Source organism: Microbacterium sediminicola, assembly GCF_039531125.1.
GTDB lineage: Bacteria > Actinomycetota > Actinomycetes > Actinomycetales > Microbacteriaceae > Microbacterium > Microbacterium sediminicola.
This window is the reverse complement of record NZ_BAAAPL010000001.1, coordinates 865,068-891,453: the sequence shown is the minus strand read 5'-3', so window position 1 is coordinate 891,453 and position 26,386 is coordinate 865,068. Positions and strand designations below refer to the sequence as shown.

Here is a 26,386-nt window from a genome sequence, read left to right as displayed (position 1 = left end):
GTCAGACAGTCTCCTCGGGGGGCGGGAGCACGCTTCCAGCAGGACGCCCGGTGCTCTTCTCGATGTCGACTGCATGCTGGAGCAGGACGACGGCGGCGGCCTGATCAATCATGCTACGAGACGACTTCGTGGTTTTCCCGGAGGCGTGGAGCGCGTGCTGCGCCGAGACGGTGCTCAATCGCTCATCTACAAGGCGCACAGCGACACCGCTCGCCGCCTGGATCTCGCCTGCGAAAGAGATCGCATCCTCGGTCGAAGCAGTGTGCTCGCCCCGGAGATTGACCGGCAGGCCGACGACGATCTCCATCGGCTCCCACTCGCCCACGAGCGCCGCGATCCGGGCCACGGCCCCATCATCGCGTCGCACCGTCTCCACAGGCGTGGCGAGGAGCCCGTCCGGATCGCACCGTGCGACACCGACCCGGGCTTTCCCGACGTCGATGCCGAGGCGCAGACCGCGACGAAAGCCGCTCACGCGTTCCGCAGCGCTCGAGTCACGGCATCCAGCGCCGCATCGACGGCGCCGGCGTCGGTTCCGCCGCCCTGAGCCAGATCGTCACGACCGCCGCCGCCACCACCCAGTACGCCGGCGGCGGCCTTGGCGAGTGCGCCGGCCTTCAGCCCCTGCGCGCGTGCCGCGTCATTGGTGGCGACGATGATGACGGGGCGATCTGCGACAACGGATGCCAGTGCCACGACGGCCGCCTCGGCCCCGAGCCGCTCGCGGACCTGCAGAGCGACGGCGCGCACATCGTCGGCCGATGCGGCACCCGCGACATTCTGTACCACGGCGCGGACGTTCCCCTCCCGGGTCGCCCGCGCGACCAGGTCGGGGATCTTCTCGCCGAGCGCCCTCGCCTCGAGCGCGGCGATCTTCTTCTCGGCCGCCTTGAGGCTGGACGACAGCTCGGCGATGCGCGCGGGAAGCTGCTCGCGCGGGGTCTTGAGCGCGGATGTGAGCTCAGCGACGAGGGCGCGTTCGGCGGCCAGGCTGCGGAAGGCATCCATACCGACGAGCGCTTCGACGCGACGATTGGCGGCACCCACCGAGGCCTCGCCGACCAGCGAGATCAGGCCGATCTCTGCGCTCGTGCGCACGTGGGTGCCCGCGCAGAGCTCGCGCGACCACGGGCCTCCGATGTCCACCATCCGCACGGTGTCGCCGTACTTCTCGCCGAAGAGCGCCATCGCGCCGAGATCCCGCGCCTCATCCAGTGCGAGCACGCGGGTGGTGACTTCGAGGTTGTCACGCACTGCGGTGTTGGCGATCTCTTCGATCTCGGTCTTGGTCTCGGCTGACAGCGCCTGCGACCACGAGAAGTCGAATCGGAGATACCCGGCACGGTTCAGCGATCCCGCCTGGGTCGCGGTCTTGCCCAGTGTGTCGCGCAGGGCTGCATGCACGAGATGGGTCGCCGAATGGGCCTGTGCCGCCGCACGGCGGTTGGCGGCATCCACGATGGTCGTGGCTGCGTGACCGACCGCGACCTCGCCGGCCTTCACCTCGACGGTGTGGCTGACCAGCCCCGGAACGGGCTTCTGAACGTCGAGCACATCCAGTTCGAAGCCCGCGCCGACGATGATGCCCTTGTCGGCGATCTGTCCGCCGGACTCGGCATACAGAGAGGTGTCGGCGAGAATCACCTCTGCGGTCTGGCCGGCTGTCGCACGGTCGACGGATACACCGTCCACCAGGACGCCGAGCACCCGCGTCTCCGTCTCGAAATCGGTGTAGCCCGTGAATGTGGTCTCGCCCAGAGCGCGGAACTCGCGGTAAACCGAGTGGTCGGCGATGGCGCGCTTGCGCGCCTTCGCATCCGCCTTGGCCCGGGAGCGCTGTTCCTGCATGAGCGTGTCGAAGGCATCGCGGTCGACGCTCAGACCTGCTTCTTCGGCGATCTCGACCGTGAGGTCGATCGGGAAGCCGTAGGTGTCATGCAGCAGGAAGGCCTCCGCGCCGGCAAGGCTCGCGCCGCCAGAACGCTTGGTATCGGCCACAGCAGTGTCGAGAATCGTGGATCCCGAGGCCAGCGTCCGCAGGAACGTCTCCTCCTCGGCGATCGCGTAGGACGACAGGCGGTCATAGTCCCGTGCCAACTCGGGGTAGGCGGGTGCCATCGCATCACGCGAGGCGGCGAACAGCTCGGGGAAGGTCGGCACATCGACACCGAGCAGACGCATCGCGCGGATCGTGCGGCGCATCAGACGGCGCAGGATGTAGCCACGGCCCTCATTCGAGGGCGTCACGCCGTCCGAGAGGAGCATGAGCGAGGAGCGCACGTGGTCGGCGATGACACGGAAGCGGACGTCGTCCTCGTGCGAGGCACCGTAGCGACGACCGGACAGGTCGACAGCACGGTCGAGCACCGGACGGACCTGGTCGGTCTCGTACATGTTGTCGACACCCTGCTTGATGAACGCGACGCGCTCGAGGCCCATGCCGGTGTCGATGTTTTTGTTGGGCAGCTCGCCGACGACGTCGAAATCGGTCTTCGAACGCACGTTGTTGATCGAGTACTGCATGAAGACGAGATTCCAGATCTCGGTGAAGCGGCTGTCGTCGACGGCCGGGCCACCCTCACGGCCATAGGCGGGGCCGCGATCGAAGTAGATCTCCGAGCAGGGACCCGCAGGACCCGGCTGGCCGGTGGACCAGTAGTTGTCCTCCTTGCCAAAGCGCTGGATGCGCTCCTCGGGCAGGCCCGCGATGCGGCGCCAGAGAGCCGCGGCATCGTCATCGTCTTCGTAGACGGTCACCCACAGGTCGCGCTCGTCGAAACCGAGACCGCCGTCTGCTTCGGAACTGGTGAGCAGTTCCCATGCGTACGAGATGGCGCCTTCCTTGAAGTAGTCGCCGAAGGACCAGTTACCGAGCATCTGGAAGAAGGTGCCGTGTCGGGCGGTCTTTCCGACTTCCTCGATGTCGTTGGTCCGGATGCACTTCTGGACGTCCGCCGCCCGCGCGTAGGGGGCGGGGACCACCCCGGTCAGATAGGGGATGAACGGCACCATCCCCGCGACGGTGAACAGCAGTGACGGGTCGTCGGTGACGAGGGAGGCGGAGGGGACGATCACGTGATCGTTCTTCTCGAAGTAGTCGAGGTAGCGCTGCGCGATCTCAGCAGTCTTCATCGGTGGTCCTCAGGGCGTGCGACATCGTCGCCGATGGGCGACGACGGTGGGGTATCCGTGCGGGTCAGTTCTTCTCGTCCGCCGCGCCTGCGGAATCGGCGCTCTTGGCTTCCTCCGCGATGGCCGCGGCGACGTCGGCGGCAGCTTCCCGCGCGTCGCTGACCAGGCCGGATATCCGAGACTCCTGCTCGTGGTAGGCGTCAGCGATCCTGTCCGTGAACTGCGTGATGCGCGCATCCACCTCGGCGAGCACCTCGTGACCACGCGGGTCCTTGTTGACGAAGTGGGCCGCGACGAATCCGCCGACCAGACCCAGTGCAAACCACAGCAGGTTTTTCATGCGCTCACTTCCTCCCCGCGGGGTGACGTTTCCCCCATGTTAGGCGAGAACGACGAAGGGCGCCGGGTGACCGGCGCCCTTCGAAGTGCGATCTCGATGATCAGCGAGCTGCGTAGTACTCGACGACGAGCTGGACGTCACAGACGACCGGAACCTCGGCGCGCTTGGGACGGCGCACGAGACGGGCGTGCAGCTTGTCGAGCTCAACCTCGAGGTAGCCCGGAACGGGGGGCAGGACTTCGGCGTGTCCGCCCGCGGCCGCGACCTGGAAGGGCTCGGTACCCTCACTCTTCTCCTTGACGTGGATGAGCTGGCCGGGGGCGACGCGGAACGACGGGCGGTCGACGGTCTTGCCGTCCACGAGGATGTGGCGGTGGACGACCATCTGGCGGGCCTGCGCGGTCGTGCGGGCAAAGCCGGCACGCAGGACGAGGGCGTCCAGACGCATCTCGAGCTGCTCGACCAGGTTCTCACCGGTCAGGCCGTCCTTGCGGCGGGCCTCGTTGAACGCGATGCGCAGCTGCTTTTCACGGATGCCGTACTGCTCGCGCAGACGCTGCTTCTCGCGGAGCCGGACGGCGTAGTCGCTGTCGGCCTTGCGCTTGGTGCGGCCGTGCTCGCCGGGAGCGTAGGGACGCTTCTCGAGGTAGCGAGCAGCCTTGGGGGTCAGCGCGACGCCGAGCGCGCGCGACATGCGGACCTTGCGGCGGTCCTGTGACTTCGTGGGCACGAAGATTTCCTTCCGAGGACATGGCCGTGTCTTTCACGGCTCATGGACGTATCCGATGCACCCCCTCTCCGGCGCACACGTCGGGGCGTGCCGAAGCGATGTGAGGGGTGTGGGATATTCGAAAACTCGGTTCCGAACCGAACAAGTCTACCAGACGTGCTCAGTCCTGCTGGTTGGGTCGGCGTCCGAGGATGCGCTGGATACGCTCCCACCTCACCTGCAGATCACGTTCAGCCCCGCGTGCGACGGGACGGAAGTATGTCGTGTCGCGCAGTTCGTCGGGAAGGTACTGCTGGCGCACCACCCCGACCTCCTCGTCGTGCGGGTACCGGTACCCCGCGCCGTGCCCCAGCCGCTTCGCCCCGGCGTAGTGCGCGTCGCGCAGGTGCGGCGGCACCGGGCCGAAGCGGCCGGCGCGCACATCGGCGATCGCCTCGTCGATGGCGACGTACGCCGAATTGGACTTCGCCGTCGTCGCCAGGTACACCGTCGCTTCAGCGAGCGGGATCCGACCTTCGGGCAGTCCGATCAGCTGGACGGCCTCTGCCGCAGCCACCGCCAGCGGCAGTGCTTGGGGATCGGCGAGACCGATGTCCTCGGATGCCGAAATGATGAGACGGCGGGCGATGAAACGAGGATCCTCCCCCGCCTCGATCATGCGCGCAAGGTAGTGCAGCGCGGCGTCGGGGTCCGAGCCGCGGATCGACTTGATGAAAGCGCTGATGACGTCATAGTGCTCATCGCCCTGCCTGTCGTACCGTAGCAGCGCGCGATCCACGGCCTGCCCGACGTGCTCTTCGGTGATCTCGGGCGGTTCTTCGCCGTCCATGCCGTCACTCGCGAGTGATGCAGCCGCCTCCAACGCCGTCAGCGCACGTCGCGCGTCCCCCGATGAGAGCTGCACCAGCGCGCCCCGAGCCTGCTCGGTGATCGTCACGGCGCCATCGAGACCACGCGCATCCGCAAGAGCTCGGTCGATCAGCGTTCCCAGATCGTCGTCGGAGAGCGGGCGCAGCGTCAGCAGCAGCGACCGCGAGAGCAGCGGCGCGATGACCGAGAACGACGGGTTCTCCGTCGTCGCGGCGATGAGGACGACCCAGCCGTTCTCGACGCCGGGAAGCAGCGCATCCTGCTGGGCTTTGGTGAAGCGGTGGATCTCATCGAGGAAAAGGATCGTGGACTGACCGTAGAGATCACGCTGGGTCAGTGCCTCCTGCATCACCTCGCGCACGTCCTTGACGCCGGCGGTGATCGCGGACAGCTCGACGAATCTCCTGCCCGACGAACGTGCGATCGCCTGGGCGAGCGTGGTCTTGCCGGTGCCCGGCGGACCCCAGAGGATGACGGATGCGGCAGCCCGTTCGCCTGCGCCGGGATCTGCCAGGACCACGAGTGCTGACCCCGCGCGCAGAAGGTGACTCTGCCCTGCAACCTCCTCGAGACTCGTCGGGCGCATGCGCACCGGAAGCGGTGCGCGCGCCGAGAACAGCGCGGTCTGACTGGTCACCCGCCCAGGCTATCCCGCGCCACCGACCTCTCCGGCGGCGAGATCGACCGTACTAGGCTGGTCGCGTCCATCCCCCGCAGGCGGCCCGGCCGCATTGAGGTGCCCCAGTGTCTGACACATCCCCCGCCCCCGCCACCCCCGACGAGCCCTGGGGGCGCGTCGAAGAAGACGGCACCGTCTCGGTGCGCGAAGGCGCCGGTTGGCGCGTCGTCGGGCAGTACCCCGATGGGACCGCGGAGGAGGCGCTCGCCTACTACGAGCGCAAATTCTCCGACCTGGCGTCGGAGGTGACGCTGCTCGAGGTGCGCGCTCGTCGCGGCGGGGCATCCGCCGCAGATCTCCGCTCCGCTGCCGCCAGCGTGAGTGTCAAGATCAGCGGTGCCGCCGCGGTCGGCGATCTCGGTGCTCTGGAGGCGCGCGTCGAGGCGCTGGCATCGACTCTCACAGAGGCCACCGCCGCCGAAGCGGCCCAGGCCCGAGAGGCCGTTGACGCCGCCGTTGCCGAGCGAACGGCGCTCGTCGAACAGGCGGAGGCATGGGCGGCCAAGGACCCGAAGTCGGTGCAGTGGAAGACCGCATCTGCTGAGATGTCGGCGCTCTTCGACCAGTGGCAGCGTCACCAGCAGACGGGGCCCCGTCTACCGAAGTCCGCCTCGCAGCAGCTCTGGAAGCGATTCCGCGACGCGCGTGCCACAGTGGACAAGCATCGCCGAGAGTTCTTCGCCGAACTGGACGAAGCCCACAGGAGCGTGCGCAGCCAGAAGGAACGACTGATCGAGCGCGCGGAGGCCCTGGCCGCCCGTGGTGAGGACGGCATTACGGCCTACCGCGATCTGCTGACCCAGTGGAAGACCGTCGGTCGTGCGGGCAAGAAGGTCGACGACGCCCTCTGGGCGCGGTTCAAGGCCGCCGGTGACGCCCTGTACGGCGCACGTTCGGCGCGCGAGGCCGCTGAGGTCGAGGCATCCAAAGAGAAGATCGACGCGAAGCGCGCTCTGCTCACCGACGCCGGCGCGATCCGCGACGAGAAGGATGTCGCGAAGGCGCGTGCGGCTCTCACCAAGATCCAACGCGCGTGGGACGACATCGGTCGCGTCTTCCCGCGCGAGCAGGAGCGGTCACTGGACGACGAGTTGCGCAAGATCGAGATCCTCGTCCGCGATCGAGAGTCCGCGGAATGGACGCGGACCAATCCCGAGACCACTGCGCGCGCCGACGACATGACGCGCCAGCTCCACGCCGCCATCGAGAAGCTTGAGGCCGATCTGTCGGCAGCAACCGCCCGCAAGGATGCCGGTGCGATCCGCCAGGCCAACGAAGCCCTCGAGGCCCGACGCGCCTGGTTGCGTGCACTCGGCGGCTGAACGCGCGAGTTCTCCACAGATTCGGGCTGCTGGCGAGACGCCGTTCCCGGGACGCGCCACACTGCCGGTGTGACAGATTCCGTCCGCTCAAGTGCTCGGTCCTTCATCTACGTCGCGGGCGAGGGCCTCTCCCTTGCCGAGGCGACGGCAGCCTGCTTGGACGGCCATCTCGCCGCCAGCGACGAGGTCTACGTTCCCGCCGATCTGTATGAGACCGCCGCCGTCCGCGCAGCATCCGTCGCTCACCTCCTGCGCGGGGTCCTCGCAGCGACGCACCTGACGGCCGCCTGGATCCATGGCGCCCTCCCCACCCCGCCGTTGCGGCACACGGTGCAGCGGGCGGTGCCCTACCGTCTCCACGCGGTGATCCACCGACGTCTCCACTATCGGGATGTGGAAGTACCGCCGCGCGATCTGCGCCGGATCGCGGAACAGATGGTCACGACGCCCGAACGTACGCTTGCCGATCTCATCCGCATCGATGATGACGAGCACCAGACCGCGGCGCTCGCCATGGCAGACCGCGACCGCGGACTGCCGCTCCGCGCCCGCATCTGGTTGATCGCCGCGGGTGCCGTGCCGTTCAAGCGCGTCGGGGTGGCCCGCCTCCGGCGACTCGAACGCCGCGCACCGCCGTCGCCCGCTCAGGACGACGTCACGCGGTATACGTCATAGACCGCATCGATCCGACGGACCGCGTTCAGCACGCGGTCCAAGTGCACGATGTCGCCCATCTCGAACACGAAGCGGCTGATCGCCAGACGGTCGTTGCCCGTCGACACCGTCGCTGAGAGGATGTTGACGTGGTGCTCACTGAGCACGCGCGTCACATCGCTGAGGAGCCCCGACCGGTCCAAGGCCTCGACCTGGATCTGAACGAGGAAGATGCTCTTCGTGGTCGGCGCCCACTCGACCTCGATCAGGCGCTCGGGATCGGCTCGCAACGAATCCGCATTGGTGCAGTCAGCGCGGTGCACCGAGACGCCCGATCCGCGCGTCACAAAGCCGATGATCTCGTCCCCGGGAACGGGCGTACAGCACTTGGCGAGCTTCACGAGGATGTCGGGTGCCCCGCGCACCAGAACGCCCGAGTCGCCGGCCCGCGGCTGACGCGAACGGCCGACGTGCGGCAGATCGATCGGGCCGGTGGCCGTATCGGTCGACGCACTCACCAGCGCCGTCACCTTCTCGATCACCGACTGGGTGGAGACGTGCCCCTCGCCCACAGCGGCATACAGCGCGGACACGTCCTCGTAGCGCAGAAGGTGGGCGACCTCGGAGAGCGACTCTTGCGTCATGAGGCGCTGCAATGGCAGGTTCTGGCGGCGCATCGCCCGCGCGATCGACTCCTTGCCCTGTTCGATAGCCTCCTCGCGGCGTTCCTTCGTGAACCAACCACGGATCTTGTTGCGCGCGCGGGTGCTCTTGACGAACGACAGCCAGTCCTGGCTGGGGCCGGCATCCGGATTCTTCGACGTGAACACCTCGACGACGTCACCGCTGACCAGTTCCGATTCCAGCGGCACGAGGCGGCCATTGACCTTCGCACCCATGGTCCGGTGACCGACTTCGGTGTGCACCGCGTACGCGAAGTCGACGGGTGTTGCTCCGGCGGGCAGCCCGATCACGCGACCCTTCGGTGTGAAGACATAGACCTCTTTGGCGCCGATCTCAAAGCGCAGGGAATCGAGGAACTCACCCGGATCCGCCGTTTCGGCCTGCCAATCCGAAATTCGCGCGAGCCAGGCCATGTCGGCGTCGACGGTTCGGTCGTCGACCTTGCCGCCCGCCATCTGCTCCTTGTACTTCCAGTGGGCGGCGACACCGTACTCCGCCTGCTGGTGCATCTCGTGCGTGCGGATCTGCAGCTCGACCGTACGGCCCTCGGGCCCGATGACGGTCGTGTGCAGCGACTGGTACAGGTTGAACTTCGGCGTCGCGATGTAGTCCTTGAAACGACCCGGCAACGGCGTCCACCGCGCGTGGATCGCACCGAGGACGGCGTAGCAGTCACGAACGCTCGTCACGAGCACGCGGATTCCGATGAGGTCGTATATGTCGTCGAACTCACGGCCGCGGACGATCATCTTCTGGTACACGGAATAGAGCTGCTTGGGCCGACCGACGACCTGTCCGCGCACCCGCAGCTCTCGCAGGTCCGATTCGACGGCGGCGATGACGTTCTGCAGGTACTTGTCGCGCTGCGGCGTGCGCTGGCGAACCAGGCTCTCGATTTCGGCGTACAGCTTGGGATGCAGTACCGCGAACGAGAGGTCCTCGAGTTCTGCCTTGATCGTCTGGATACCCAGTCTGTGGGCCAGCGGCGCATAGATCTCGAGCGTCTCGGTGGCCTTCTTGCGTGCCTTCTCCGGGGGGACGAATCCCCACGTCCGAGCATTGTGGAGGCGGTCGGCGAGTTTGATGAGCAGGACGCGGATGTCGCGGGACATCGCGACGATCATTTTGCGTACGGTTTCGGCCTGTGCGCTCTCGCCGTATTTGACCTTGTCGAGCTTGGTGACGCCGTCCACCAGCATGGCGACCTCGTCACCGAACTCCGCCGTCAGCGTGTCGAGCCCGTATCCGGTGTCCTCAACGGTGTCATGAAGGAGCGCCGCAGCAATCGCCTTCGGACCGAGACCCAGTTCCGCGAGGATCTGAGCGACCGCGAGCGGGTGGGTGATGTACGGCTCGCCGCTCTGCCGCTTCTGCCCGGCGTGTGCCCGCGCAGCCACGGCGTAGGCCCGTTCGATGATCGAGACATCGCCCCGCGGATGATGCGTGCGCACGACACGGACGAGCTGTTCGACGTCATCTCGCCGCGCAGCGCGCGAGAAGATGCGCGGCACCAGGCGGAACAGCGACGGCGCCGCGTTCGAGGCGGGAGGAACAGTCTCGGTCACCGCGGACTCCCCCCTGTGCTGGAGCACCCCATCCTACGCCGGTCGCCGCACACTCAGGATGCCGCGACAGCCTTCTCGCGTGCGCCGATGACGCGGGCATCGCGCTTACGGATCGGTTCCTCGCTCTCGCGGAAGAGAGAGTAGAGCGGGGCCGCGACGAACAGGGTCGAATACGCCGCGACGATGATGCCGACGAAGATCGCCAACGAGATGTCACTCAGCGTCTCTGCACCGAGCCAGATCGCACCGATGAACAGAATGGCACCGACGGGAAGAATCGCCACCACCGTCGTGTTGATCGATCGCACGAGCGTCTGGTTGACGGCGAGGTTGACCGACTCACCGAATGTGCGCCCCGAAATCTCGCCGTCTTCGCGCGTGTTCTCGCGGATCTTGTCGAAGACCACCGTCGTGTCGTACAAGGAGTACGCCAAGATCGTCAGGAACCCGATCACGGCGGCCGGAGAGATCTCGAACCCGAACAGCGCGTAGATCCCGACCGTCACCACGAGCACGTCGGCCAATCCGACGATCGCGGCCGCCGACATCTTCCAGGTGCGGAAGTACAGCGCCAGGATCACGAAGGTGAGCGCCAGGAAGATCGCCAGACCCCACAATGACTGCCGCGTGACATCCTGCCCCCAGCTGGGACCGATGAACGAGGTGGTGACTTCACTTTCGGGCACGTCATACGCCGTTGCCAGTGCGGTCGACACCTCACGCGTCTGGGCGTCGGTGAGCTGGTCGGTCTGCACGCGCACGGTGTCGGAACCGACCGTGACGACCTTGGTCGTCGCATCCGGGACGACGCTCTGCACCGCGTCTGTCGCCAGGAGCTGGTCTGTCGTCGCGACGCCGGAGACGGTGAACTGCGAGCCGCCGGTGAACTCGATCGAGAACTGCATCGGTCGCACCAGGGGAACGAGTGCGGATCCGATCACGAGGATGGCCGCAACGATGAACCATGCGCGGCGCCGTCCGACGAACGGGAACGACGTCTTGCCCGAGTAGAGGTCGTTGCCGAGCTGATTGAGCGAACGCATCAGGCGCCCTCCCCCTTCGTCGAGGACCCTGACGTGCGGTCGGTTTGCGACTCGTCGACACCACCGGTCTTGACGGCCCGCGACTCGGCGAGTTTGCGCTCGGCGATCGTCTGCCGCTTGGCCGCCTCGCCCCGCGAGCGCGAGGCACGCTTCTCGGCCGCCGTACGCGGCGAGGCGGCTGCGGGCGCGCGGAACTGGGCACGGCCCCGATACACGGCGCCCAGAGCGTCAGGATCCAGCCCCGAGAGCGGATGACCGGACGAGAAGAACCGGGTGCGCGAGAGCAGCTGCATCACCGGGTGGGTGAACATGATGAAGATCAAGATGTCGATCGCCGTCGTGAGTCCGAGGGTGAAGGCGAATCCCTTCACCGTGGCATCGGCGAGGATGTACAGCACGACCGCGGCGAGGATGTTGATCGACTTGGAGATGTAGATCGTCCGCTTTGCGCGACTCCAGCCGTCCTCGACGGCGCCGGTGATGGACTTCCCATCACGGAGTTCGTCTCGGATGCGCTCGAAGTAGACGATGAACGAGTCGGCCGTGAATCCGATCGACACGATCAAGCCCGCGACGCCGGCCAACGAGAGCCGGAAGCCCATGCGCCATGCCAGAATGCACAGCGCGATATAGGTCAGCACCCCCATCACGACGAGCGAGGCGATGATCACGAACCCGAGCGCGCGGTAGACGACGAGCGAATAGACCGCGACCAGCGCGAGCCCGATGAGCCCCGCGATCAGGCCGATCTGCAGTTGCTGCGAACCCAGCGTCGCCGAGACGGTGTCGGAGCTGACGACCTCGAAGCTCAGCGGAAGCGCTCCGTACTTGAGCTGGTCCGCGAGAGCCTGGGCGGTCTCCTGCGTGAAACTGCCGCTGATACTGGGCTTACCGTCCAGGATGATGCCGTTCATGGCCGGCGCCGACAGCACGTATCCGTCGAGCACGAACGCGAATTGGTTCAGCGGAGACGTCGCACCGTACAGCCGCTGGCTGATGTCGGCGAAGATCGTCGTTCCCTCGGAGTCGAAGGTGAGGTTCACGACCCACTGGCCCGTCGTCTGCTCGAGACCGCTCGTCGCGTCGGTGATCGACGAGCCGTCGAGCTCTACCGGTCCGAGGATGTACTTCACCGTGCCCGTAGCGTCACAGGTGATTAGCGGCTCATCCGTCGGTGCGTTGGCCGGGTCGTTGTCGGGGTTGGTGCAGTCGTACGCCAGGTACTCCGCCTGAAGTGCAGGGGTGAGCCAATTCAGATCGCTGCCGTTGGTCGGTTCCACCGTCGGAGTGGCCTCGAGGGTGGGGTCGGGCGTCGGATACGGTGTCGCGAGACCATCGTCGCCCACATATGACGTCGCGGGCGAGCCCGCGTAGAGGACCGCGCGCAGCTGAAGCTGCGCGGAGGCCTCGATCCGCTGACGGGTCTGCTCGTCGGCGTCACCAGGAATCTGGACGACGATGTTCTTGCCGCCCTCGGTCGTCACCTCCGCTTCGCCGACGCCCGAGGCGTCGACGCGCTGACGGATGATCGTGACCGCCTGATTGAGCTGCTCCGCCGACGGGTCCGCTCCATCTGCGGTCTGCGCCTCGAGGATGATCTGCGTACCGCCCTGCAGGTCGAGGGCGAGCTCGGGCACCCACGAGCTCTGCTGGAACACGTAGACGCCGAGCGCATTGATGCCGAAGAGCACCGCGGTGATCGCGAGCAGGCCCGTGAGGGCCCGGACGGCATGACGAACGGGCGTAGAGGTGGCCACGAAGGAGCCTTTCGGTGAGGTGCGGCTCAGGCGCTGGGCTTGTTGTCGCCGTCGCGCGACTCGGTCTCACCCTCGGCCGGTGCGGCCTCTTCCGGAGACGTCTCGTGGAAGCCGTCCACGATCTGCTCGAACTTGTCGTCACCGTGCTCCTCATCGCCCTCGTCGTCGACCTCGACGTCATCGGCGGGAGTGATCACACGCAGGATGGCCTGGCTGTGGACACGGATGTCCACACCGGGAGCGATTTCGACGATGGCGGGCTCGTCGAGGTTGTCGGGGTCGAAAGAGACGATCGTGCCGTACAGGCCGCCCTGGAGGAGTACCTCCGCGCCCGCGACGGTCTCGCGCTGCTTCTTGGCCTGCTCCTCGCGCTGCTTCTTCATGCGGCGGCTGGAGTTCCAGAACATGAAGACCAGGAGCGCACCCAGCAGGATGATCAGGCCGTAGTTGAGGAAGAAGTCCTGGATGTTCATGAAGGGAGTAAGCCTTTCGATGCCGCCGGAGGATTCACGGCGTGCGGGGTCGGGGGCGAGAGCCTCCAGGAATTATAGGCCATCCACTTCGAGGGCCTGCTGCGCGCTCCGCAGACCGAGATGCGTGTAGGCGGCGGGCGTGGCGATCCTCCCCCGCGGAGTGCGCCCCATGAACCCGATGCGTACGAGATAGGGCTCGATGACGGACTCGATCGTGTCCGCCTCCTCTCCCACCGTGACCGCGAGGGTGTTCAGTCCCACCGGTCCGCCGCCGAAACGTCGGATCAGGATGTCGAGCACCGCGCGATCGAGGCGGTCGAGACCGATCTGATCCACGTCGTACAGCTCGAGCGCGGCATCGACGGCCGTGTGGGTCGCACCCCCGCCGTTCACGACGACATAGTCGCGCACACGACGAAGGAGCCGATTCGCGATGCGGGGCGTGCCTCGGGACCGACGCGCGATCTCCTCGCGCGACGAAGGGGGAACCTCGAGTCCGAGCATGTCGGCGGAGCGACGAACCACGCGCTCCAGCTCATCGACCTCGTAGTACTCCAGGTGCGCGGTGAACCCGAATCTGTCACGCAGCGGGTTGGGGAGCATCCCTGAACGGGTTGTCGCACCCACCAGCGTGAACGGTGCGAGATCGAGCGGAATGCTTGTGGCGCCGGCACCTTTGCCGACCATGATGTCGATCCGGAAGTCCTCCATCGCGAGGTAGAGCATCTCCTCGGCGGATCGCGCCATGCGATGGATCTCATCGATGAAAAGCACCTCGCCGGGCGTGAGGCTCGAGAGCAGCGCGGCGAGATCGCCGGCATGCTGAATCGCGGGACCGCTGGACATGCGCAGCGGGCGCTCACTTTCGTAGGCGATGATCATTGCCAGCGTCGTCTTCCCCAGCCCCGGCGGGCCGGCGAGAAGGATGTGATCTGCGGGACGCTCCTGCAGGCGCGCAGCATCCAGCAAGAGTTGCAGCTGGCCGCGTACCTTGGGCTGACCGACGAACTCAGCCAGGGATCCGGGGCGCAGCGCACCCTCGAGCGCGCGCTCCGATTCGTCGGTGGACACAGCCGGATCGGAACGCTCAGCCACGGACGGTCTCCGCGCGCCGCGGCCCGAGCTGCGCCAGTGCGAGTCTGAGGACGTCCGGAACCTGTGCCTGCTCGGGTGCGCTTTCCGAGATCTCGGCGACCGCGCCCGCCGCCGCCTTCTCGGGCCAGCCGAGGCCGACGAGGGCCTCGACGACCCGTGCGTCTCGTTCGCCCGATGCCGCACGCGGCACGCCGGGTGTGGAGGCGTGGATCTTTCCGGCCAGGTGGAGCACGATCAACTTGGCCGTCTTCGGCCCGATTCCCGACACGCGCCGGAACGGTGCATCGTCCTCATCCGCCACCGCCGCGGCGATCTGGTCGACCGACATCGCGCTGAGGACGCCGAGGGCGGACTTCGGCCCGACCCCGGTGACACCGACGAGAAGGAGGAACGCGGAGAGTTCGTCGCGCGTGCCGAAACCGACGAGCGACAGAGCGTCCTCACGCACGATGAGCGAGGTGTGCAGGAAAAGCTGCTCCCCCACGCGCGCACTGCGAGCGACCGCGGGGACGACGGACACTGCCAGGCCCACCCCGCCGACCTCGACGACAACGCTCTCCAGGTCGGCGTGCGCGACGACACCTCTCACGGATGAGATCATCGAGGGCCTCCTCGGGCTCGGGCGGATATGGCTACGACCCTACGGTCACCCTCGTACATTCGTTCGAGCGACACGCCTCTGTGATGTCAGACGCGCATGCGGCGTTCAGCCTCGCGCCACGCACGCTGCGCGGGCGTGAGGACGCCGGAGGTCTCGCTCCGCGCCGCGGGGGCGCGCCACGCGTGGCACAGTGCGAGCGCCAGCGCGTCTGCGGCGTCGGCAGGCTGGGGGAGCTCGCGCAGCCGCAACACGCGGGCGACCATCGTCTGCACCTGACGCTTGTCCGCCGCGCCATAGCCGGTGATCGCGGCCTTCACCTCGGTGGGCGTGTGTGTGGCCGTCGGAAGACCACGCTCCCCCGCGAGCATCAGCGCGATGCCGCTGGCCTGCGCAGTGCCCATGACCGTGTTGCGATTCTGCTGTGCGAACACACGCTCCACCGCCACGACATCGGGAGCGTGAACCTCCATCACCTCACGCAGTCCGCGCGCGACGTCGACGAGCCGCTGCTCGATCGGCGCATCGGAGGCCGTCCGCACGACACCGACGTGAACGAGTACAGCAGAGCGGTCGGCCGCGACATCCACCACGCCCACGCCGCAGCGGGTCAGTCCCGGGTCCACCCCGAGCACGCGCAGAGTCGCCATCCTCCGAGGTTAGGCGCGCGAGCTCGGCGCGGGTTCCAGGCGCGCCCTACTCGTCGTTCTCGAGTTCGGCCTGCACATCGGCGGTGAGATCGAAGTTGCTGTAGACGTTCTGGACGTCGTCGCTGTCTTCGAGGGCGTCGATGAGGCGGAAGACCTTGCGTGCGGTGTCGGCGTCGACCTCGACCTTCAACGAGGGTACGAACTCGACATCGGCGGATTCGTAGTCCAGGCCCGCGGCCTGCAGCGCGGCACGCACGCTCACGAGATCGGATGCCTCGGTCAGCACTTCGAATCCCTGGACGTGCGGCTCGATCTCCTCTGCGCCGGCCTCGAGGGCCGCCATCATCACGTCATCCTCGTCAGCACCTTCGCCCGCGACGACGATGACGCCCTTGCGCGAGAAGTTGTAGGCGACCGAACCGGGATCGGCCAGCGTGCCACCGTTGCGAGAAAGGGCCGTGCGCACCTCGGCGGCGGCCCGGTTCTTGTTGTCGGTCAAGCACTCGATCATCAGAGCGACGCCGTTCGGGCCGTAGCCTTCGTAAAGAATCGTCTGGTACTCGACGGCATCACCGGAGATCCCCGCGCCGCGCTTGATCGCGCGATCGATGTTGTCGTTCGGGACCGAGGTCTTCTTGGCCTTCTGGACGGCGTCGTAGAGGGTCGGGTTTCCCGTGAGGTCTGCTCCGCCGAGCTTGGCGGCGACTTCGATGTTCTTGATGAGCTTGGCGAACGACTTCGCACGACGCGCGTCGATGACGGCTTTCTTGTGCTTGGTCGTCGCCCATTTGGAGTGACCGGACATGCAGAAGATTCTATCGGGCGCTCACGCAGCCTTCACGAGCGACAGGAAGTGCCGGTGGAAGCGGTGTTCCCCGGTCACCTCCGGATGGAAGGACGTCCCCAGCAGGTTTCCCTGCCGAACCGCCACGATCCGACCGTCGGCGAGACGGGCGATGGGCTCGACGGCAGAGCCCACCTCCTCGACCAGCGGCGCGCGGATGAACACCGCGTGCACATCGGGCGAACCGAGCAGCGGGACATCCAGATCGGTCTCGAAGGAATCCACCTGACTGCCGAAGGCGTTGCGCCGCACCAGTACATCGAGACCGCCGAGCGTTTGCTGTCCGTCGATGCCATCGGCGATCCGATCGGCCAAGAGGATCAGGCCCGCACAGGTCCCGTACACCGGCAGCCCGGACGCGATCGCCGCCACGAGGGGCTCGCGCAGCTCGAAGATCCGCGCCAACTTGTCGATGACACTCGATTCGCCACCCGGCAGCACCAGCCCGTCGACACGAGCCAGCTCCTCCGGGCGCCGCACGAGCGTGGCATCGGCACCGAGGTGCTCGAGCACACGAACGTGCTCGCGGACGTCACCCTGAAGCGCCAGCACGCCCACACGGGGGTGTGCGGTCATCGTAGGGTCACCAGCCGCGCTCTGCCAGACGGTGTGGTGCGGGGACATCCGCGACGTTGATGCCCACCATCGCCTCGCCGAGACCGCGAGAGACCTCGGCGATGACCTTCGGGTCGTCGTAGAACGTGGTCGCCTTCACGATGGCGGCTGCTCGCTCCGCGGGGTTTCCGGACTTGAAGATCCCGGAGCCGACGAACACGCCGTCGGCACCCAGCTGCATCATCATCGCGGCGTCCGCGGGGGTCGCCACGCCACCGGCGGTGAACAGGACGACCGGCAGCGCGCCGGTCTCGGCGACCTCGGCCACGAGCTCGTAGGGTGCCTGCAGCTCCTTCGCGGCCACGTACAGCTCGTCCTTGGTCATCGATCGCAGCAGGTTGATCTCGCTCGTGATCTTGCGGATGTGCTTTGTCGCTTCGGAGACGTCGCCGGTGCCGGCCTCTCCCTTGGAGCGGATCATCGCCGCACCCTCGTTGATGCGACGCAGCGCCTCGCCCAGGTTGGTGGCACCGCACACGAAGGGCACCGTGTAGCCCCATTTGTCGATGTGGTTGACGTAGTCCGCGGGCGAGAGGACCTCGGACTCGTCGATGTAGTCCACGCCGAGCTCCTGCAGCACCTGCGCCTCGACGAAGTGCCCGATGCGGGCCTTGGCCATCACGGGGATCGAGACGGCTTCGATGATGCCGTCGATGAGGTCGGGATCGCTCATGCGCGCGACGCCGCCCTGAGCGCGGATATCTGCGGGGACACGCTCGAGCGCCATCACGGCAACGGCACCCGCGTCTTCGGCGATCTTCGCCTGGTCGGCCGTGACGACATCCATGATGACGCCGCCCTTGAGCATCTCTGCGAGGCCGCGCTTGACGCGGCTGGAACCGACCTGTCCGGTGCTTTCAGTCATAGCTCTCGATTCTACGGGGCGGCGAACTCACGCTCGCGCACAGGTCGCACGCGGGGTCCACGATGCCCGGGGCGTGCTCAGGCGTTCCAGCCGGCGGCGACCGCTGTGCGCACCTCTTCGAGCAGCTGTGGAAGCGCCTTGGTTTTCGCGATGATCGGGAAGAAATTCGCGTCGGTGGCCCATCGGGGAACAATGTGCTGGTGCAGATGCCCGTCGACGCCCGCACCGGCCACGGCCCCCTGGTTCATACCGATGTTGAATCCATCGCAGCGGGACACAGTTCGTAACACCTGCATCGCGCGCTGCGTGAGGGCGCCGATCTCTGCAACCTCCTCGGCCGTCGCCTGGTCGTAGGTCGCGATGTGTCGGTACGGGCACACCAGCAGGTGGCCCGAGTTGTACGGGAACAGGTTCAACAGGACATACGCGAAATCCCCGCGGGCGACGATCAGCCCGTCCGCATCCGACTTCGCCGGCGCCGCGCAGAACGGGCACTCCTCGCGCAGCGGCTCGGGACCCGCCTGGATGTAGGCCATGCGATGCGGCGTCCACAGGCGCTGGAACTCGTCCGGTACGCCCGCGAGCCGGGCCGCGTCCTCCACGTCGCCCGTCACCGCACGCTCCGGTCAGCCGAGGTCATCAGCGGTGTTCACCAACGACTTCGCGGTCACCGCAGCGCGAACGCGGGCGACGGCATCGGCGATGGGGACGGCGTTGAGCTGGGTTCCGTCGCGGAAGCGAAACGACACGGTGCCGCCGGCGCGATCCTGCTCGCCCGCGATCAACATGAGCGGCACCTTCTGGGTCGTGTGAGTGCGAATCTTCTTCTGCATGCGATCGTCGCTGTCGTCCAGCTGCGCCCGGACACCGGCAGCCCGCAGCTGGCCGATCACATCCGACAGGTAGTCGGCGTACTCCTCGGCGACGGGGATGCCCACCACCTGCACAGGCGACAGCCACACCGGGAAGGCGCCCGCGTAGTGCTCAAGCAGGATCGCGAAGAAGCGCTCGATCGAACCGAACAGCGCGCGGTGGATCATCACCGGACGGTGCTTGGCGCCGTCACTGCCGGTGTACTCGAGCGCGAACCGCTCGGGCTGATTGAAGTCGAGCTGGATCGTCGACATCTGCCAGGTGCGGCCGATTGCGTCGCGAGCCTGCACCGAGATCTTCGGGCCGTAGAAGGCCGCACCTCCCGGATCCGGCACCAGCTCCAGCCCCGAGGCCTCTGCGACCTCCCGCAGGGTGTCGGTCGCCTCTGCCCAGAGGTGGTCGGCGCCGATGAACTTCGGATTGCCCTCTTCCTTCGTCGACAGCTCGAGGTAGAAGTCGTCGAGACCGTAGTCCCGCAGCACCGAGAGCACGAACTCGAGGTTGCGCGTGAGCTCGTCCCGTACCTGATCGGGCGTGACGTAGATGTGCGCGTCGTCCTGGGTCATGCCGCGCACACGCGTGAGCCCCGCCAGCGTCCCGCTCTTCTCATAGCGGTAGACCGTGCCGAACTCCGCCAGCCGCAGCGGCAGCTCTCGGTAGCTGCGACCGCGCGCACGGAAGATGAGGTTGTGGAACGGGCAGTTCATGGGCTTGAGGTAGTACTCCTGCCCCTGCCGCGTGACGTTGCCCTCGCCATCCACGATCTCGTCGAGTTCCATCGGCGGGTACATGCCGTCGGCGTACCACTGCAGATGGCCGCTGGTCATGAACAGGTCGCCCTTGGTGATGTGGGGCGAGTTCACGACCTCATAGCCGCCCGCGAGAAGCCGCTCGCGCATGTACTGCTCGATCTCGTAGCGGATGATGCCGCCCTTGGGGTGGAACACCGACAGGCCCGGACCGATCTCGTCGGGGAACGAGAAGAGGTCGAGCTCTGCGCCGAGCTTGCGGTGGTCGCGGCGCGCCGCCTCCTCAAGGCGCTGCTGATAGGCCCGCAGCTCGTCCTTGGTCGGCCATGCCGTGCCGTAGATGCGCTGCAGCTGCGGGTTCTTCTCGCTTCCACGCCAGTACGCCCCGGCAACCCGGGTGAGGTCCCAGCCATTGCCGACCATGCGCGTGCCGGGGACGTGGGGCCCGCGGCAGAGATCCTTCCACGCGGTCTCGCCGTCACGGGTCACGTTGTCGTAGATCGTGAGCTCCCCGGCACCGACCTCGACGCTGGCGCCTTCCGCAGCCTCGGCGGAGCCGCCCTTGAGCCCGATGAGCTCCAGCTTGAACGGTTCGCCCGCCAGCTCCGCACGGGCCTCGTCGTCGGTCACCACGCGGCGGACGAAGCGCTGACCCTCGCGGACGATGCGCTCCATCTCCTTCTTGATCGCCTTCAGATCCTCGGGAGTGAAGGGGTCGTCGACACCGAAGTCGTAGTAGAAGCCGTCGGTGATCGGCGGTCCGATCCCCAGATTCGCCTGCGGGCGGATGCGCTGCACGGCCTGAGCGAGCACGTGCGCGGTCGAGTGCCGCAGGATGTCGAGCCCGTCGGCGCTGTCGATCGTGACAGCGTCCACCTCGTCGCCGGTCGTCACGACGGTGGCCAGATCACGCAGTGCGCCGTTGACGCGGAGCGCGACCACAGAACGGTCGGGGAAGAGGGCGAACCCGTCGGCCGGAAGGGCGACGTCGGCGGGGGCGGGGGCGTGTGACACGGGCGAACTCCTGAAATTGTGCGCTTCCAGGCTACTCAGCTTGGCGGGCGTTGCCGAACGGCGAGCTACATGACCTCGCCGATGTAGGAGTACTTGACGAAGACCTCGGGGGCGATGCCCGCCGACAGCAGCACTCCCTGCACGGCAGCCAGCATGTAACGGGAGTCCCATCCCATGTAAAGGAAGTGCGTGTCATCGAGGGTGTCCCACTGCCCGTTCCAGGCCTGGGTCGGATACACCGGCCCCCCGCGTCGGGCGCAGAATGCCTCCACCGCGCCGCGGTCGTCCGCCCACAGTCGCTTGAAGATCCGATTGAACAGGTACTTGATGTCGGGGACTTCCCAGTGTTCGCCGACGTACTCGACGTAGGCGAACTCGCGCTGCCACCCGCGCGGCCATCCTCGTCGCGGGATCGCATCCAGAATCGGTGTCAGCCCGTCGTCGTCGATGACGAGAGGTCCGGGGCGCGACCACACTTCCATGAAGCGCGACGCGAGCGAGCCGGAGCGCTCGGAGATGCGAGACGTGTTCCACTCCGGCACAGTGGCGACCGCGGTAGTCACGGCGAGGCTGCTGCGCGAATAGACGCGCTGCTTGGCCGGGAACGACCGGTCGAACGCCTGCTCAGCGAGCGGCTCTTCCAGCAGAACCAGGTTGCCGAGCGTACCCGAGAGCGCGCGCAGGCTGTTCTGCTCGTCTTCACTGAATTCCGACCAGGAACGCACACCGTCCCCGGTCCACTCGTCTCCGGGCGCCGCGGGCACCACATGGTCCACATCGAACGCCCCATCCGTCGCCGCGCCGCTGAGCCGGGTAAGGACGTAGTGCGGGTGCGGCAGCGGACTGTGCTTGAGCGCCACGCGCACCCGGTCGTCAGAGGGCGTCACACGCGACATTCCGAGCGCCAGGGCGTCGACGCCGGCTTCCAGGCTTCGCAGCAGACGCGCGACCAGCCGATCGGTCGTGATGGAAACGACGGCGCGACGCAGCAGCAGAGACTGCAGTTGGTCGAGGAGCGCGACCAGCGTCTCCCGATCGAGATCCCCCGCCAGGTGCATCCCGTACAGGCGCATCGTGAGCGGGTACATCGACCTGCCGAAGGTGTTGAGGTGCACGAGCTGTTCGGTGAGAGCGCGGTCTGCGGCCCGCTCCGGCTGAAGCAGTGTGCCGTAGACCTGTGCTGCGTCGCGCCACCGCGCGGCGTGCGCACGCAGCGACGCGGAGTCCAGGCGTGGATACTGCGCGCGGAAGGCCTCGTACACGCCGCGTCCGCCGGCGGTGACCGCCACTTCTCGGCCGCCGACCATCACCAGGAAGTGGTTCCAGAACGTCGCGATGTGCTCGCCTGTGTGTGCCTCGATGGGGGCCCAGAACTCATCTTCGTTCTGGGTCTGCTCGGCGTGCGTGAGCCCCATCAGCACGTAGTTGTGGATCAGTTCGTGGTCCTGCAGCGGCTCACCCGTGGAGTTCAGGCTTTCGAAAATCTGCTGGGCGTTGGCACCCTGACCAAGAGTGATCGCGACGTGTTCGAGCTTGCGCAGGCCACGCCAAAGGTGCGCAACCTCGTCGGGTCGGATCTGGCTGCGGAAGAACGCGTAGTTGTCGGCGAATCGCGAGTCACGCACCGCCGCCGGCCGATCCACGCCGAGCACGACATCCTGGAAGACCTGCGCCCAGGCGCGATGCGGCCGAAGCTTCGTCTCGGTGGTGCCCGGATGCACCAGCACCCGAAGAAGGTCCGCGGACAGCTCGGCGTCCTGGGTGCCCGCCGTATGGGCAAGGGCCGCGACCAACAGCATCAGCGTCGTGATGCGCTGCTGCCCGTCGATCAGCACCCACTCGGTGGGGCCGGCTCCGCGGGATTCAGCGCTCAGAATGGAACCGATGAAGTGCATCCGCGTGTCGTCGAGATCGGCGACGGCCCGGATGTCGGCGAGCAGCTGTTCGCACGCTCCGATGTCCCACCGGTATTGGCGCTGGTAGATCGGCACCACGATGGTGGCATCCGCCGTGGAGAGCCACCCGACCGTGTTGACGGCCGTGGCCTCGATGTTCGTCGCACTGATCATGCGGCTCGCTCCTCCCGGACGTGCAGACACCGCGGTCGAGTCTAATAAGTACGGCCCACCCCCTGGGGTCTCCCAGACCCCGCAGGTAGGCTTGCCTAAGTTGGGCCTGTAAAAACGCGCTGGCCCTCTGACGAAAGGCAACCCCCGTATGGGCTACATCAAGAGCGCCGCTCTCGAGGAAACCGGCTTCGTCGTCCTCGACTCGTACGACAAGCCGGTGGACCCCAAGGAGTGGCTCGACATCGAGTACGTGGATTGGAAGTCCTCTGGCGACACCCGCTTCGCACCGCTCGCATCCGCGAAGGGTGAGATCGAGTGCAACGGCTTCTGGAATCACGAGCCTCCGCGCACCGACAAGGACGGCGTCTGGATCGACGCGCAGACCGAGCTTGCCCCCACGCTGACCGCACGCGCCCAGGAGCCGGGTGCCAACGTCGGTCGCTGCCGCATCATCGAGCTGCAGCCGAACTCCTACGCCGACTGCCTCTACAACCTGCACCAAGACGACAACAACCGCCTGAACCCCGACGGCACGGGCTGGGTCGTGCGCGGATTCTTCAACCTCACCGATGACAAGGACAGCTACTTCGTGCTGCGCGAGAACCGGACCGATCCGAGCATCGAGTACCGCATCGCGCTGCCCGCCGGAGCGCAGCTGATCGTCGACACGCAGCGGCTGTGGCACGCCGTCCACCACCAGGGCGACGAGCCCCGCTACTGCCTCATCACCTCCTGGACCTCGTGCCCCGAGCTCGACGCCTACATCGAGAAGTACAACGGGCGATCGACCACGGAGTACTACCCCGTGTCGGAGGAGGTGCGCGAGGCGGGGCAGGCCGAGCAGGCTCGCCGCGATGCCGCCCGCGCCGCGTACTACGCCGAGAAGGGTCAGAAGGCGAAGCTCGCCATGAGCGAGGCCTGATCTCCCGACGCCCCGTGTCGCCCCTGCTCCTTCGGGAACAGGGGCGACACTCGCTTCTGGCGTCTCGCGGCTCAGGAGTCCCAGATCGGGCCGAAAGCCGGAATGCCGCGACGCTCGAACTCTCCCACCACGCGAGCGGTCACGGGACGATTGGACACGCAGATGACCGCATCCGCGCCCGTGGACCGGTACGCGTCGTATGACACATCGAAGACATCGGGCTTCCCGCTCGCACCGGTATCCCAGATCACTGCCTCGGGCTGTGCACGCATGACCTCGTCCACGAGACCGTCACCGTAGGTGGCGCGCGGGTTCCGTGTGACCCATACGAGTCGGGAGCCCTGGGTGTCGGACAGCAGATGCCCGAGGGCGGGTCCGATGCCGCTGCCCGTCGTCACATACAGCACGCGGTTGAAGAGCTTCTTGGCGTTCGCGACCCCGACGGTGGGCAGGCCGCGCACCCAGACATGTGCCGGCGGGTTCTCGATGAAGCGAGAGGTCCAGTCCCCCGCCCGAGACACCACCATGCGGTAGCCGCCCTCACCGGGGATGGCGGGCACGCACGCGAAGGGATGCCAGCTCTGCAGAGGATGCAGGGCAACAGCGCGAGTCGTTCCCACGGGTGGTTGGTACTTCTGATGCACCTTCACGATCGCCACATGAGATGACGGCGTCTCGACACTGATCGGCACCTTGCGCAGCAGCGCCCAGGGCCAGATCGCCATAGCCGTCGAGGCGAGCACCATCCAGAAGATCGGCGACGTCATCAAGACCTGACCCAGGGGGATCTCCGGCTGCAGCCGTGCCAGCAGGAAGACGTTCACCCACGCGAGGATCAGCACCGCCCACGCACCACCGCGATGCGTGGCCTCGAACAGATTGTGCTTCTTGGACCTCACGACGGGCATCGCGCACACGACCATCAGGAGCAGTATCGACACGATGCCGACCGCGAAACCGAGGCTGATGTCGTCGATACCCGGCTCGCCGTCTGCCCAGGCAGGCGCGAGGAGCACGATGTACAGCACGTACCAGGCTGTTCCCGAAAGCGCGGCACCGACGTGAATCCCACCCACGTGGTAGTACTTGGCAAGCAGCATGCGGATGCGCAACGGCCATGACGTCGAGGGTCGCGTCGCAAGCCACGACGCAACGTTCACGACCCATTGCTGGCGCGGCACCGACGAGATCACGAGGTTCGCCTGACCGATCGCAGCGATCACCTGCAGGCTCGGCGCATGGGGATTCCACCAGCCCAGGAACAGCCCGAAGGCGAACAGCGCCACGTTGAGCACCAGGACACCGGCCAGCAGAACGACATAGAGCATGACGCGCGCGCGTCCTCGCTGATGTTCGATGGTGTACTCGGATACTGCTGGCGTGGTCGTCATCACGGCCTCCGGTGTCGGCGAGCGTCGTCTCGTGAACCTGGTGCGTGGCGGCAACGCTACTGCGCTGAGCTCCAACTCGCACTGGACCTGCGTCGTGTGCCACGCCCGCGACAGTGGCGGCGTCGTGATCTCCGTCCCTCATCGACCTGCGCTTCTTCACCTCCCCGGTCTTCACGTGGGCGGTCATCAGGATGGTGGTCATGAACGCGATCCTCTTCGGCTCAGACCGCGCTCGGCGGGCCACCTGCATACTCGTAGCTCGATCGAAACCACGAAAGCCCCCGGCGAACCGGGGGCTTTCTCGTGTGGTGCGCGATACTGGGATCGAACCAGTGACCTCTTCCGTGTCAGGGAAGCGCGCTACCGCTGCGCCAATCGCGCCCGAGTGGGCTGTTAAGTTGTCATGCGAGGTGGCGACGGGATTCGAACCCGTGTAAACGGCTTTGCAGGCCGGTGCCTAGCCGCTCGGCCACGCCACCGTGTGGTTCGACCCACGTGTCGTGCTTTCCATAGAAAGCCCCGCACTCGAGCGGATGACGAGACTCGAACTCGCGACCCTCACCTTGGCAAGGTGATGCGCTACCAACTGCGCTACATCCGCGTTGCGCCAGCTGCCTGGCGCTTGATCGACTTTAGCCGACGATCGACGCTGCACCAAACTGAGACACACCCGCGCGTGTCACATACATGGTGTCGTTCCCCGCTCCCCACATCGGGTAGGATCGAGACTCGGTCCTCACGGATCGCGGGCGATTGGCGCAGTTGGTAGCGCGCTTCCTTCACACGGAAGAGGTCATCAGTTCGAGTCTGGTATCGCCCACCATCTCAGGCTCTGGCGGCATCCCACCCGTACCTCTTTCTCAGTGTGTTCGCGACAGCGACGAATCTGTCGAGGTCGAGCGCCGCGGCCTCGCGACGCATTCCGTCGCGGTGGACGCTGTAGATCCGCGACACGTCCACCCACGATGCGCGTCCGCGGGAGTCCCACTCCCCTGAACCGAGCGACACGTAATCCGGATCGCCAGGATGAGCCGTGGATGTCATGCGCACCGCGTAGACCCTGTCCTGGTCTTCCCGACCGATCACCAGCACCGGACGGTCTTTTCCTCGGCCGTCGTACTCCGCGTAGGGAACCCACGTCCAGACGACCTCGCCGGCGTCGGGATCACCATCCCAGTCGGGTCGGTAGCTCAAAAGCAGGCCGTCAGCTCGCGGCGGAGTGATCTGGACGGTCTGCGACAGCCCTGTCGCGCCCGGAGACGATGACGTCCGCACCACATGCGCCGAGGCTGCACTGTCCTCGGTGCGACGCGTCAGGCGGCTCCACAGCCGCGCGGCCGAACCCATCAACCCCGAAGCGCCGCCCATGGCGCCACACTACCGAAGCGGGCGACGCCACACCCCGGGAACCCGCACAACGGAGCAGGGCGCCCCGACCGAAGTCGGAACGCC

The 26,386-nt window shown here is 66.8% G+C and carries 23 protein-coding genes and 4 tRNA genes; 4 read left to right on the top strand and 23 right to left on the bottom strand.

Translation table 11 applies throughout. The features are described 5' to 3' along the window. Position 1: 1 nt before the first annotated feature. The 5 genes from ruvX to ABD206_RS04095 form a co-directional block, all read right to left on the bottom strand. Positions 2-475 (bottom strand): Holliday junction resolvase RuvX, encoded by a 474-nt coding sequence (gene ruvX / locus ABD206_RS04115; RefSeq protein ID WP_344069648.1) that lies wholly within the window; start codon positions 473-475, stop codon positions 2-4. Continuing rightward, the gene (gene alaS / locus ABD206_RS04110) at positions 472-3,132 is read right to left on the bottom strand and encodes an alanine--tRNA ligase (RefSeq protein WP_344069645.1); all 2,661 of its coding nucleotides are present in this window, start codon (positions 3,130-3,132) and stop codon (positions 472-474) included. Before alaS ends, ruvX begins: the two co-directional genes overlap by 4 nt. A 64-nt stretch (positions 3,133-3,196) precedes the next feature. After that, positions 3,197-3,472 carry an ATPase gene (locus ABD206_RS04105; protein ID WP_344069642.1) on the bottom strand — a complete coding sequence of 92 codons (276 nt, stop codon included), beginning with the start codon at positions 3,470-3,472 and terminating at the stop codon, positions 3,197-3,199. 100 nt (positions 3,473-3,572) lie between these two features. Further along, positions 3,573-4,202, bottom strand: coding sequence for a 30S ribosomal protein S4 (gene rpsD / locus ABD206_RS04100; protein WP_344069639.1), 630 nt, complete (start codon positions 4,200-4,202; stop codon positions 3,573-3,575). A gap of 160 nt (positions 4,203-4,362) precedes the next feature. Then, positions 4,363-5,658 (bottom strand): replication-associated recombination protein A, encoded by a 1,296-nt coding sequence (locus tag ABD206_RS04095; protein ID WP_425561173.1) that lies wholly within the window; start codon positions 5,656-5,658, stop codon positions 4,363-4,365. A 158-nt stretch (positions 5,659-5,816) separates the two neighbouring features. Here ABD206_RS04095 and ABD206_RS04090 point away from each other — a divergent pair, with 158 nt between their 5' ends. Next, positions 5,817-7,073, top strand: a complete 1,257-nt coding sequence (locus tag ABD206_RS04090; protein ID WP_344069634.1) for a DUF349 domain-containing protein — start codon at positions 5,817-5,819, stop codon at positions 7,071-7,073. Between the two features lie 69 nt (positions 7,074-7,142). Continuing rightward, positions 7,143-7,748, top strand: a complete 606-nt coding sequence (locus tag ABD206_RS04085) for a hypothetical protein (RefSeq protein WP_344069631.1) — start codon at positions 7,143-7,145, stop codon at positions 7,746-7,748. Here ABD206_RS04085 and ABD206_RS04080 read toward each other — a convergent pair. The 13 genes from ABD206_RS04080 to ABD206_RS04020 all read right to left on the bottom strand — a co-directional run bounded on the left by ABD206_RS04080 (position 7,718) and on the right by ABD206_RS04020 (position 22,621). Next, entirely contained in the window at positions 7,718-9,976 is a 2,259-nt protein-coding gene (locus ABD206_RS04080) for a RelA/SpoT family protein (RefSeq protein ID WP_344069628.1), read from the bottom strand. The two genes, ABD206_RS04085 and ABD206_RS04080, sit on opposite strands and share 31 nt — an antisense overlap. A gap of 53 nt (positions 9,977-10,029) precedes the next feature. Then, positions 10,030-11,019 carry a protein translocase subunit SecF gene (gene secF, locus ABD206_RS04075; RefSeq protein WP_344069625.1) on the bottom strand — a complete coding sequence of 330 codons (990 nt, stop codon included), beginning with the start codon at positions 11,017-11,019 and terminating at the stop codon, positions 10,030-10,032. Beyond that, on the bottom strand, positions 11,019-12,776 hold the full coding sequence (gene secD, locus ABD206_RS04070) for a protein translocase subunit SecD (protein ID WP_344069621.1): 1,758 nt from the start codon (positions 12,774-12,776) through the stop codon (positions 11,019-11,021). The genes secF and secD overlap by 1 nt, the downstream gene beginning before the upstream one ends. Positions 12,777-12,802: 26 nt before the next feature. Further along, the gene (locus ABD206_RS04065; RefSeq protein ID WP_344069618.1) at positions 12,803-13,249 is read right to left on the bottom strand and encodes a preprotein translocase subunit YajC; all 447 of its coding nucleotides are present in this window, start codon (positions 13,247-13,249) and stop codon (positions 12,803-12,805) included. A gap of 72 nt (positions 13,250-13,321) precedes the next feature. Further along, on the bottom strand, positions 13,322-14,344 hold the full coding sequence (ruvB, locus tag ABD206_RS04060; RefSeq protein ID WP_344069615.1) for a Holliday junction branch migration DNA helicase RuvB: 1,023 nt from the start codon (positions 14,342-14,344) through the stop codon (positions 13,322-13,324). Next, positions 14,337-14,945, bottom strand: a complete 609-nt coding sequence (gene ruvA / locus ABD206_RS04055) for a Holliday junction branch migration protein RuvA (RefSeq protein WP_344069612.1) — start codon at positions 14,943-14,945, stop codon at positions 14,337-14,339. The genes ruvB and ruvA overlap by 8 nt, the downstream gene beginning before the upstream one ends. An 86-nt stretch (positions 14,946-15,031) precedes the next feature. After that, positions 15,032-15,592 (bottom strand): crossover junction endodeoxyribonuclease RuvC, encoded by a 561-nt coding sequence (gene ruvC / locus ABD206_RS04050; RefSeq protein WP_344069610.1) that lies wholly within the window; start codon positions 15,590-15,592, stop codon positions 15,032-15,034. Between the two features lie 46 nt (positions 15,593-15,638). After that, the gene (locus tag ABD206_RS04045) at positions 15,639-16,397 is read right to left on the bottom strand and encodes a YebC/PmpR family DNA-binding transcriptional regulator (protein ID WP_344069607.1); all 759 of its coding nucleotides are present in this window, start codon (positions 16,395-16,397) and stop codon (positions 15,639-15,641) included. Positions 16,398-16,418: 21 nt separating this feature from the next. Further along, positions 16,419-17,012 carry a pyridoxal 5'-phosphate synthase glutaminase subunit PdxT gene (gene pdxT / locus ABD206_RS04040; RefSeq protein ID WP_344069603.1) on the bottom strand — a complete coding sequence of 198 codons (594 nt, stop codon included), beginning with the start codon at positions 17,010-17,012 and terminating at the stop codon, positions 16,419-16,421. Positions 17,013-17,019: 7 nt separating this feature from the next. After that, on the bottom strand, positions 17,020-17,916 hold the full coding sequence (gene pdxS, locus ABD206_RS04035) for a pyridoxal 5'-phosphate synthase lyase subunit PdxS (protein ID WP_344069600.1): 897 nt from the start codon (positions 17,914-17,916) through the stop codon (positions 17,020-17,022). A gap of 77 nt (positions 17,917-17,993) precedes the next feature. Then, entirely contained in the window at positions 17,994-18,530 is a 537-nt protein-coding gene (locus ABD206_RS04030) for an HIT family protein (RefSeq protein WP_344069597.1), read from the bottom strand. A 12-nt stretch (positions 18,531-18,542) separates the two neighbouring features. Beyond that, the gene (gene thrS / locus ABD206_RS04025; protein ID WP_344069594.1) at positions 18,543-20,552 is read right to left on the bottom strand and encodes a threonine--tRNA ligase; all 2,010 of its coding nucleotides are present in this window, start codon (positions 20,550-20,552) and stop codon (positions 18,543-18,545) included. Between the two features lie 65 nt (positions 20,553-20,617). Next, positions 20,618-22,621, bottom strand: a complete 2,004-nt coding sequence (locus ABD206_RS04020) for a DUF262 domain-containing protein (protein WP_344069591.1) — start codon at positions 22,619-22,621, stop codon at positions 20,618-20,620. Positions 22,622-22,769: 148 nt separating this feature from the next. On the opposite strand from ABD206_RS04020, the gene ABD206_RS04015 reads away from it, so the two are divergent. Further along, entirely contained in the window at positions 22,770-23,543 is a 774-nt protein-coding gene (locus tag ABD206_RS04015) for a hypothetical protein (RefSeq protein ID WP_344069588.1), read from the top strand. 71 nt (positions 23,544-23,614) lie between these two features. Here the strand turns inward: ABD206_RS04015 and ABD206_RS04010 are convergent, their stop codons facing one another. The 4 genes from ABD206_RS04010 to ABD206_RS03995 all read right to left on the bottom strand — a co-directional run bounded on the left by ABD206_RS04010 (position 23,615) and on the right by ABD206_RS03995 (position 25,535). Continuing rightward, positions 23,615-24,934, bottom strand: a complete 1,320-nt coding sequence (locus ABD206_RS04010) for a ferredoxin reductase domain-containing protein (RefSeq protein WP_344069585.1) — start codon at positions 24,932-24,934, stop codon at positions 23,615-23,617. A 306-nt stretch (positions 24,935-25,240) separates the two neighbouring features. Next, a tRNA-Val gene (locus ABD206_RS04005) sits at positions 25,241-25,315 on the bottom strand. Positions 25,316-25,342: 27 nt separating this feature from the next. Continuing rightward, positions 25,343-25,413, bottom strand: a tRNA-Cys gene (locus tag ABD206_RS04000). 49 nt (positions 25,414-25,462) lie between these two features. Next, positions 25,463-25,535, bottom strand: a tRNA-Gly gene (locus ABD206_RS03995). Positions 25,536-25,681: 146 nt separating this feature from the next. On the opposite strand from ABD206_RS03995, the gene ABD206_RS03990 reads away from it, so the two are divergent. Beyond that, a tRNA-Val gene (locus ABD206_RS03990) sits at positions 25,682-25,757 on the top strand. Between the two features lie 2 nt (positions 25,758-25,759). On the opposite strand, the gene ABD206_RS03985 is transcribed toward ABD206_RS03990, so the two are convergent. Continuing rightward, entirely contained in the window at positions 25,760-26,302 is a 543-nt protein-coding gene (locus ABD206_RS03985; RefSeq protein WP_344069582.1) for a type II toxin-antitoxin system PemK/MazF family toxin, read from the bottom strand. Between the last annotated feature and the right edge of the window lie 84 nt (positions 26,303-26,386).

Coding starts and splice junctions, on each gene's coding strand:
- alaS (WP_344069645.1), bottom strand. CDS start 3,132: ATGAAGACTGCTGAGATCGCGCAGCGCTACCTCGACTACTTCGAGAAG.
- ABD206_RS04105 (WP_344069642.1), bottom strand. CDS start 3,472: ATGAAAAACCTGCTGTGGTTTGCACTGGGTCTGGTCGGCGGATTCGTC.
- ABD206_RS04095 (WP_425561173.1), bottom strand. CDS start 5,658: ATGCGCCCGACGAGTCTCGAGGAGGTTGCAGGGCAGAGTCACCTTCTG.
- secF (WP_344069625.1), bottom strand. CDS start 11,019: ATGCGTTCGCTCAATCAGCTCGGCAACGACCTCTACTCGGGCAAGACG.
- ABD206_RS04065 (WP_344069618.1), bottom strand. CDS start 13,249: ATGAACATCCAGGACTTCTTCCTCAACTACGGCCTGATCATCCTGCTG.
- ruvA (WP_344069612.1), bottom strand. CDS start 14,945: ATGATCTCATCCGTGAGAGGTGTCGTCGCGCACGCCGACCTGGAGAGC.
- ruvC (WP_344069610.1), bottom strand. CDS start 15,592: ATGGCGACTCTGCGCGTGCTCGGGGTGGACCCGGGACTGACCCGCTGC.
- ABD206_RS04045 (WP_344069607.1), bottom strand. CDS start 16,397: ATGTCCGGTCACTCCAAATGGGCGACGACCAAGCACAAGAAAGCCGTC.
- pdxT (WP_344069603.1), bottom strand. CDS start 17,012: ATGACCGCACACCCCCGTGTGGGCGTGCTGGCGCTTCAGGGTGACGTC.
- pdxS (WP_344069600.1), bottom strand. CDS start 17,916: ATGACTGAAAGCACCGGACAGGTCGGTTCCAGCCGCGTCAAGCGCGGC.
- ABD206_RS04020 (WP_344069591.1), bottom strand. CDS start 22,621: ATGATCAGTGCGACGAACATCGAGGCCACGGCCGTCAACACGGTCGGG.
- ABD206_RS04015 (WP_344069588.1), top strand. CDS start 22,770: ATGGGCTACATCAAGAGCGCCGCTCTCGAGGAAACCGGCTTCGTCGTC.
- ABD206_RS04010 (WP_344069585.1), bottom strand. CDS start 24,934: ATGACGACCACGCCAGCAGTATCCGAGTACACCATCGAACATCAGCGA.
- ABD206_RS03985 (WP_344069582.1), bottom strand. CDS start 26,302: ATGGGCGGCGCTTCGGGGTTGATGGGTTCGGCCGCGCGGCTGTGGAGC.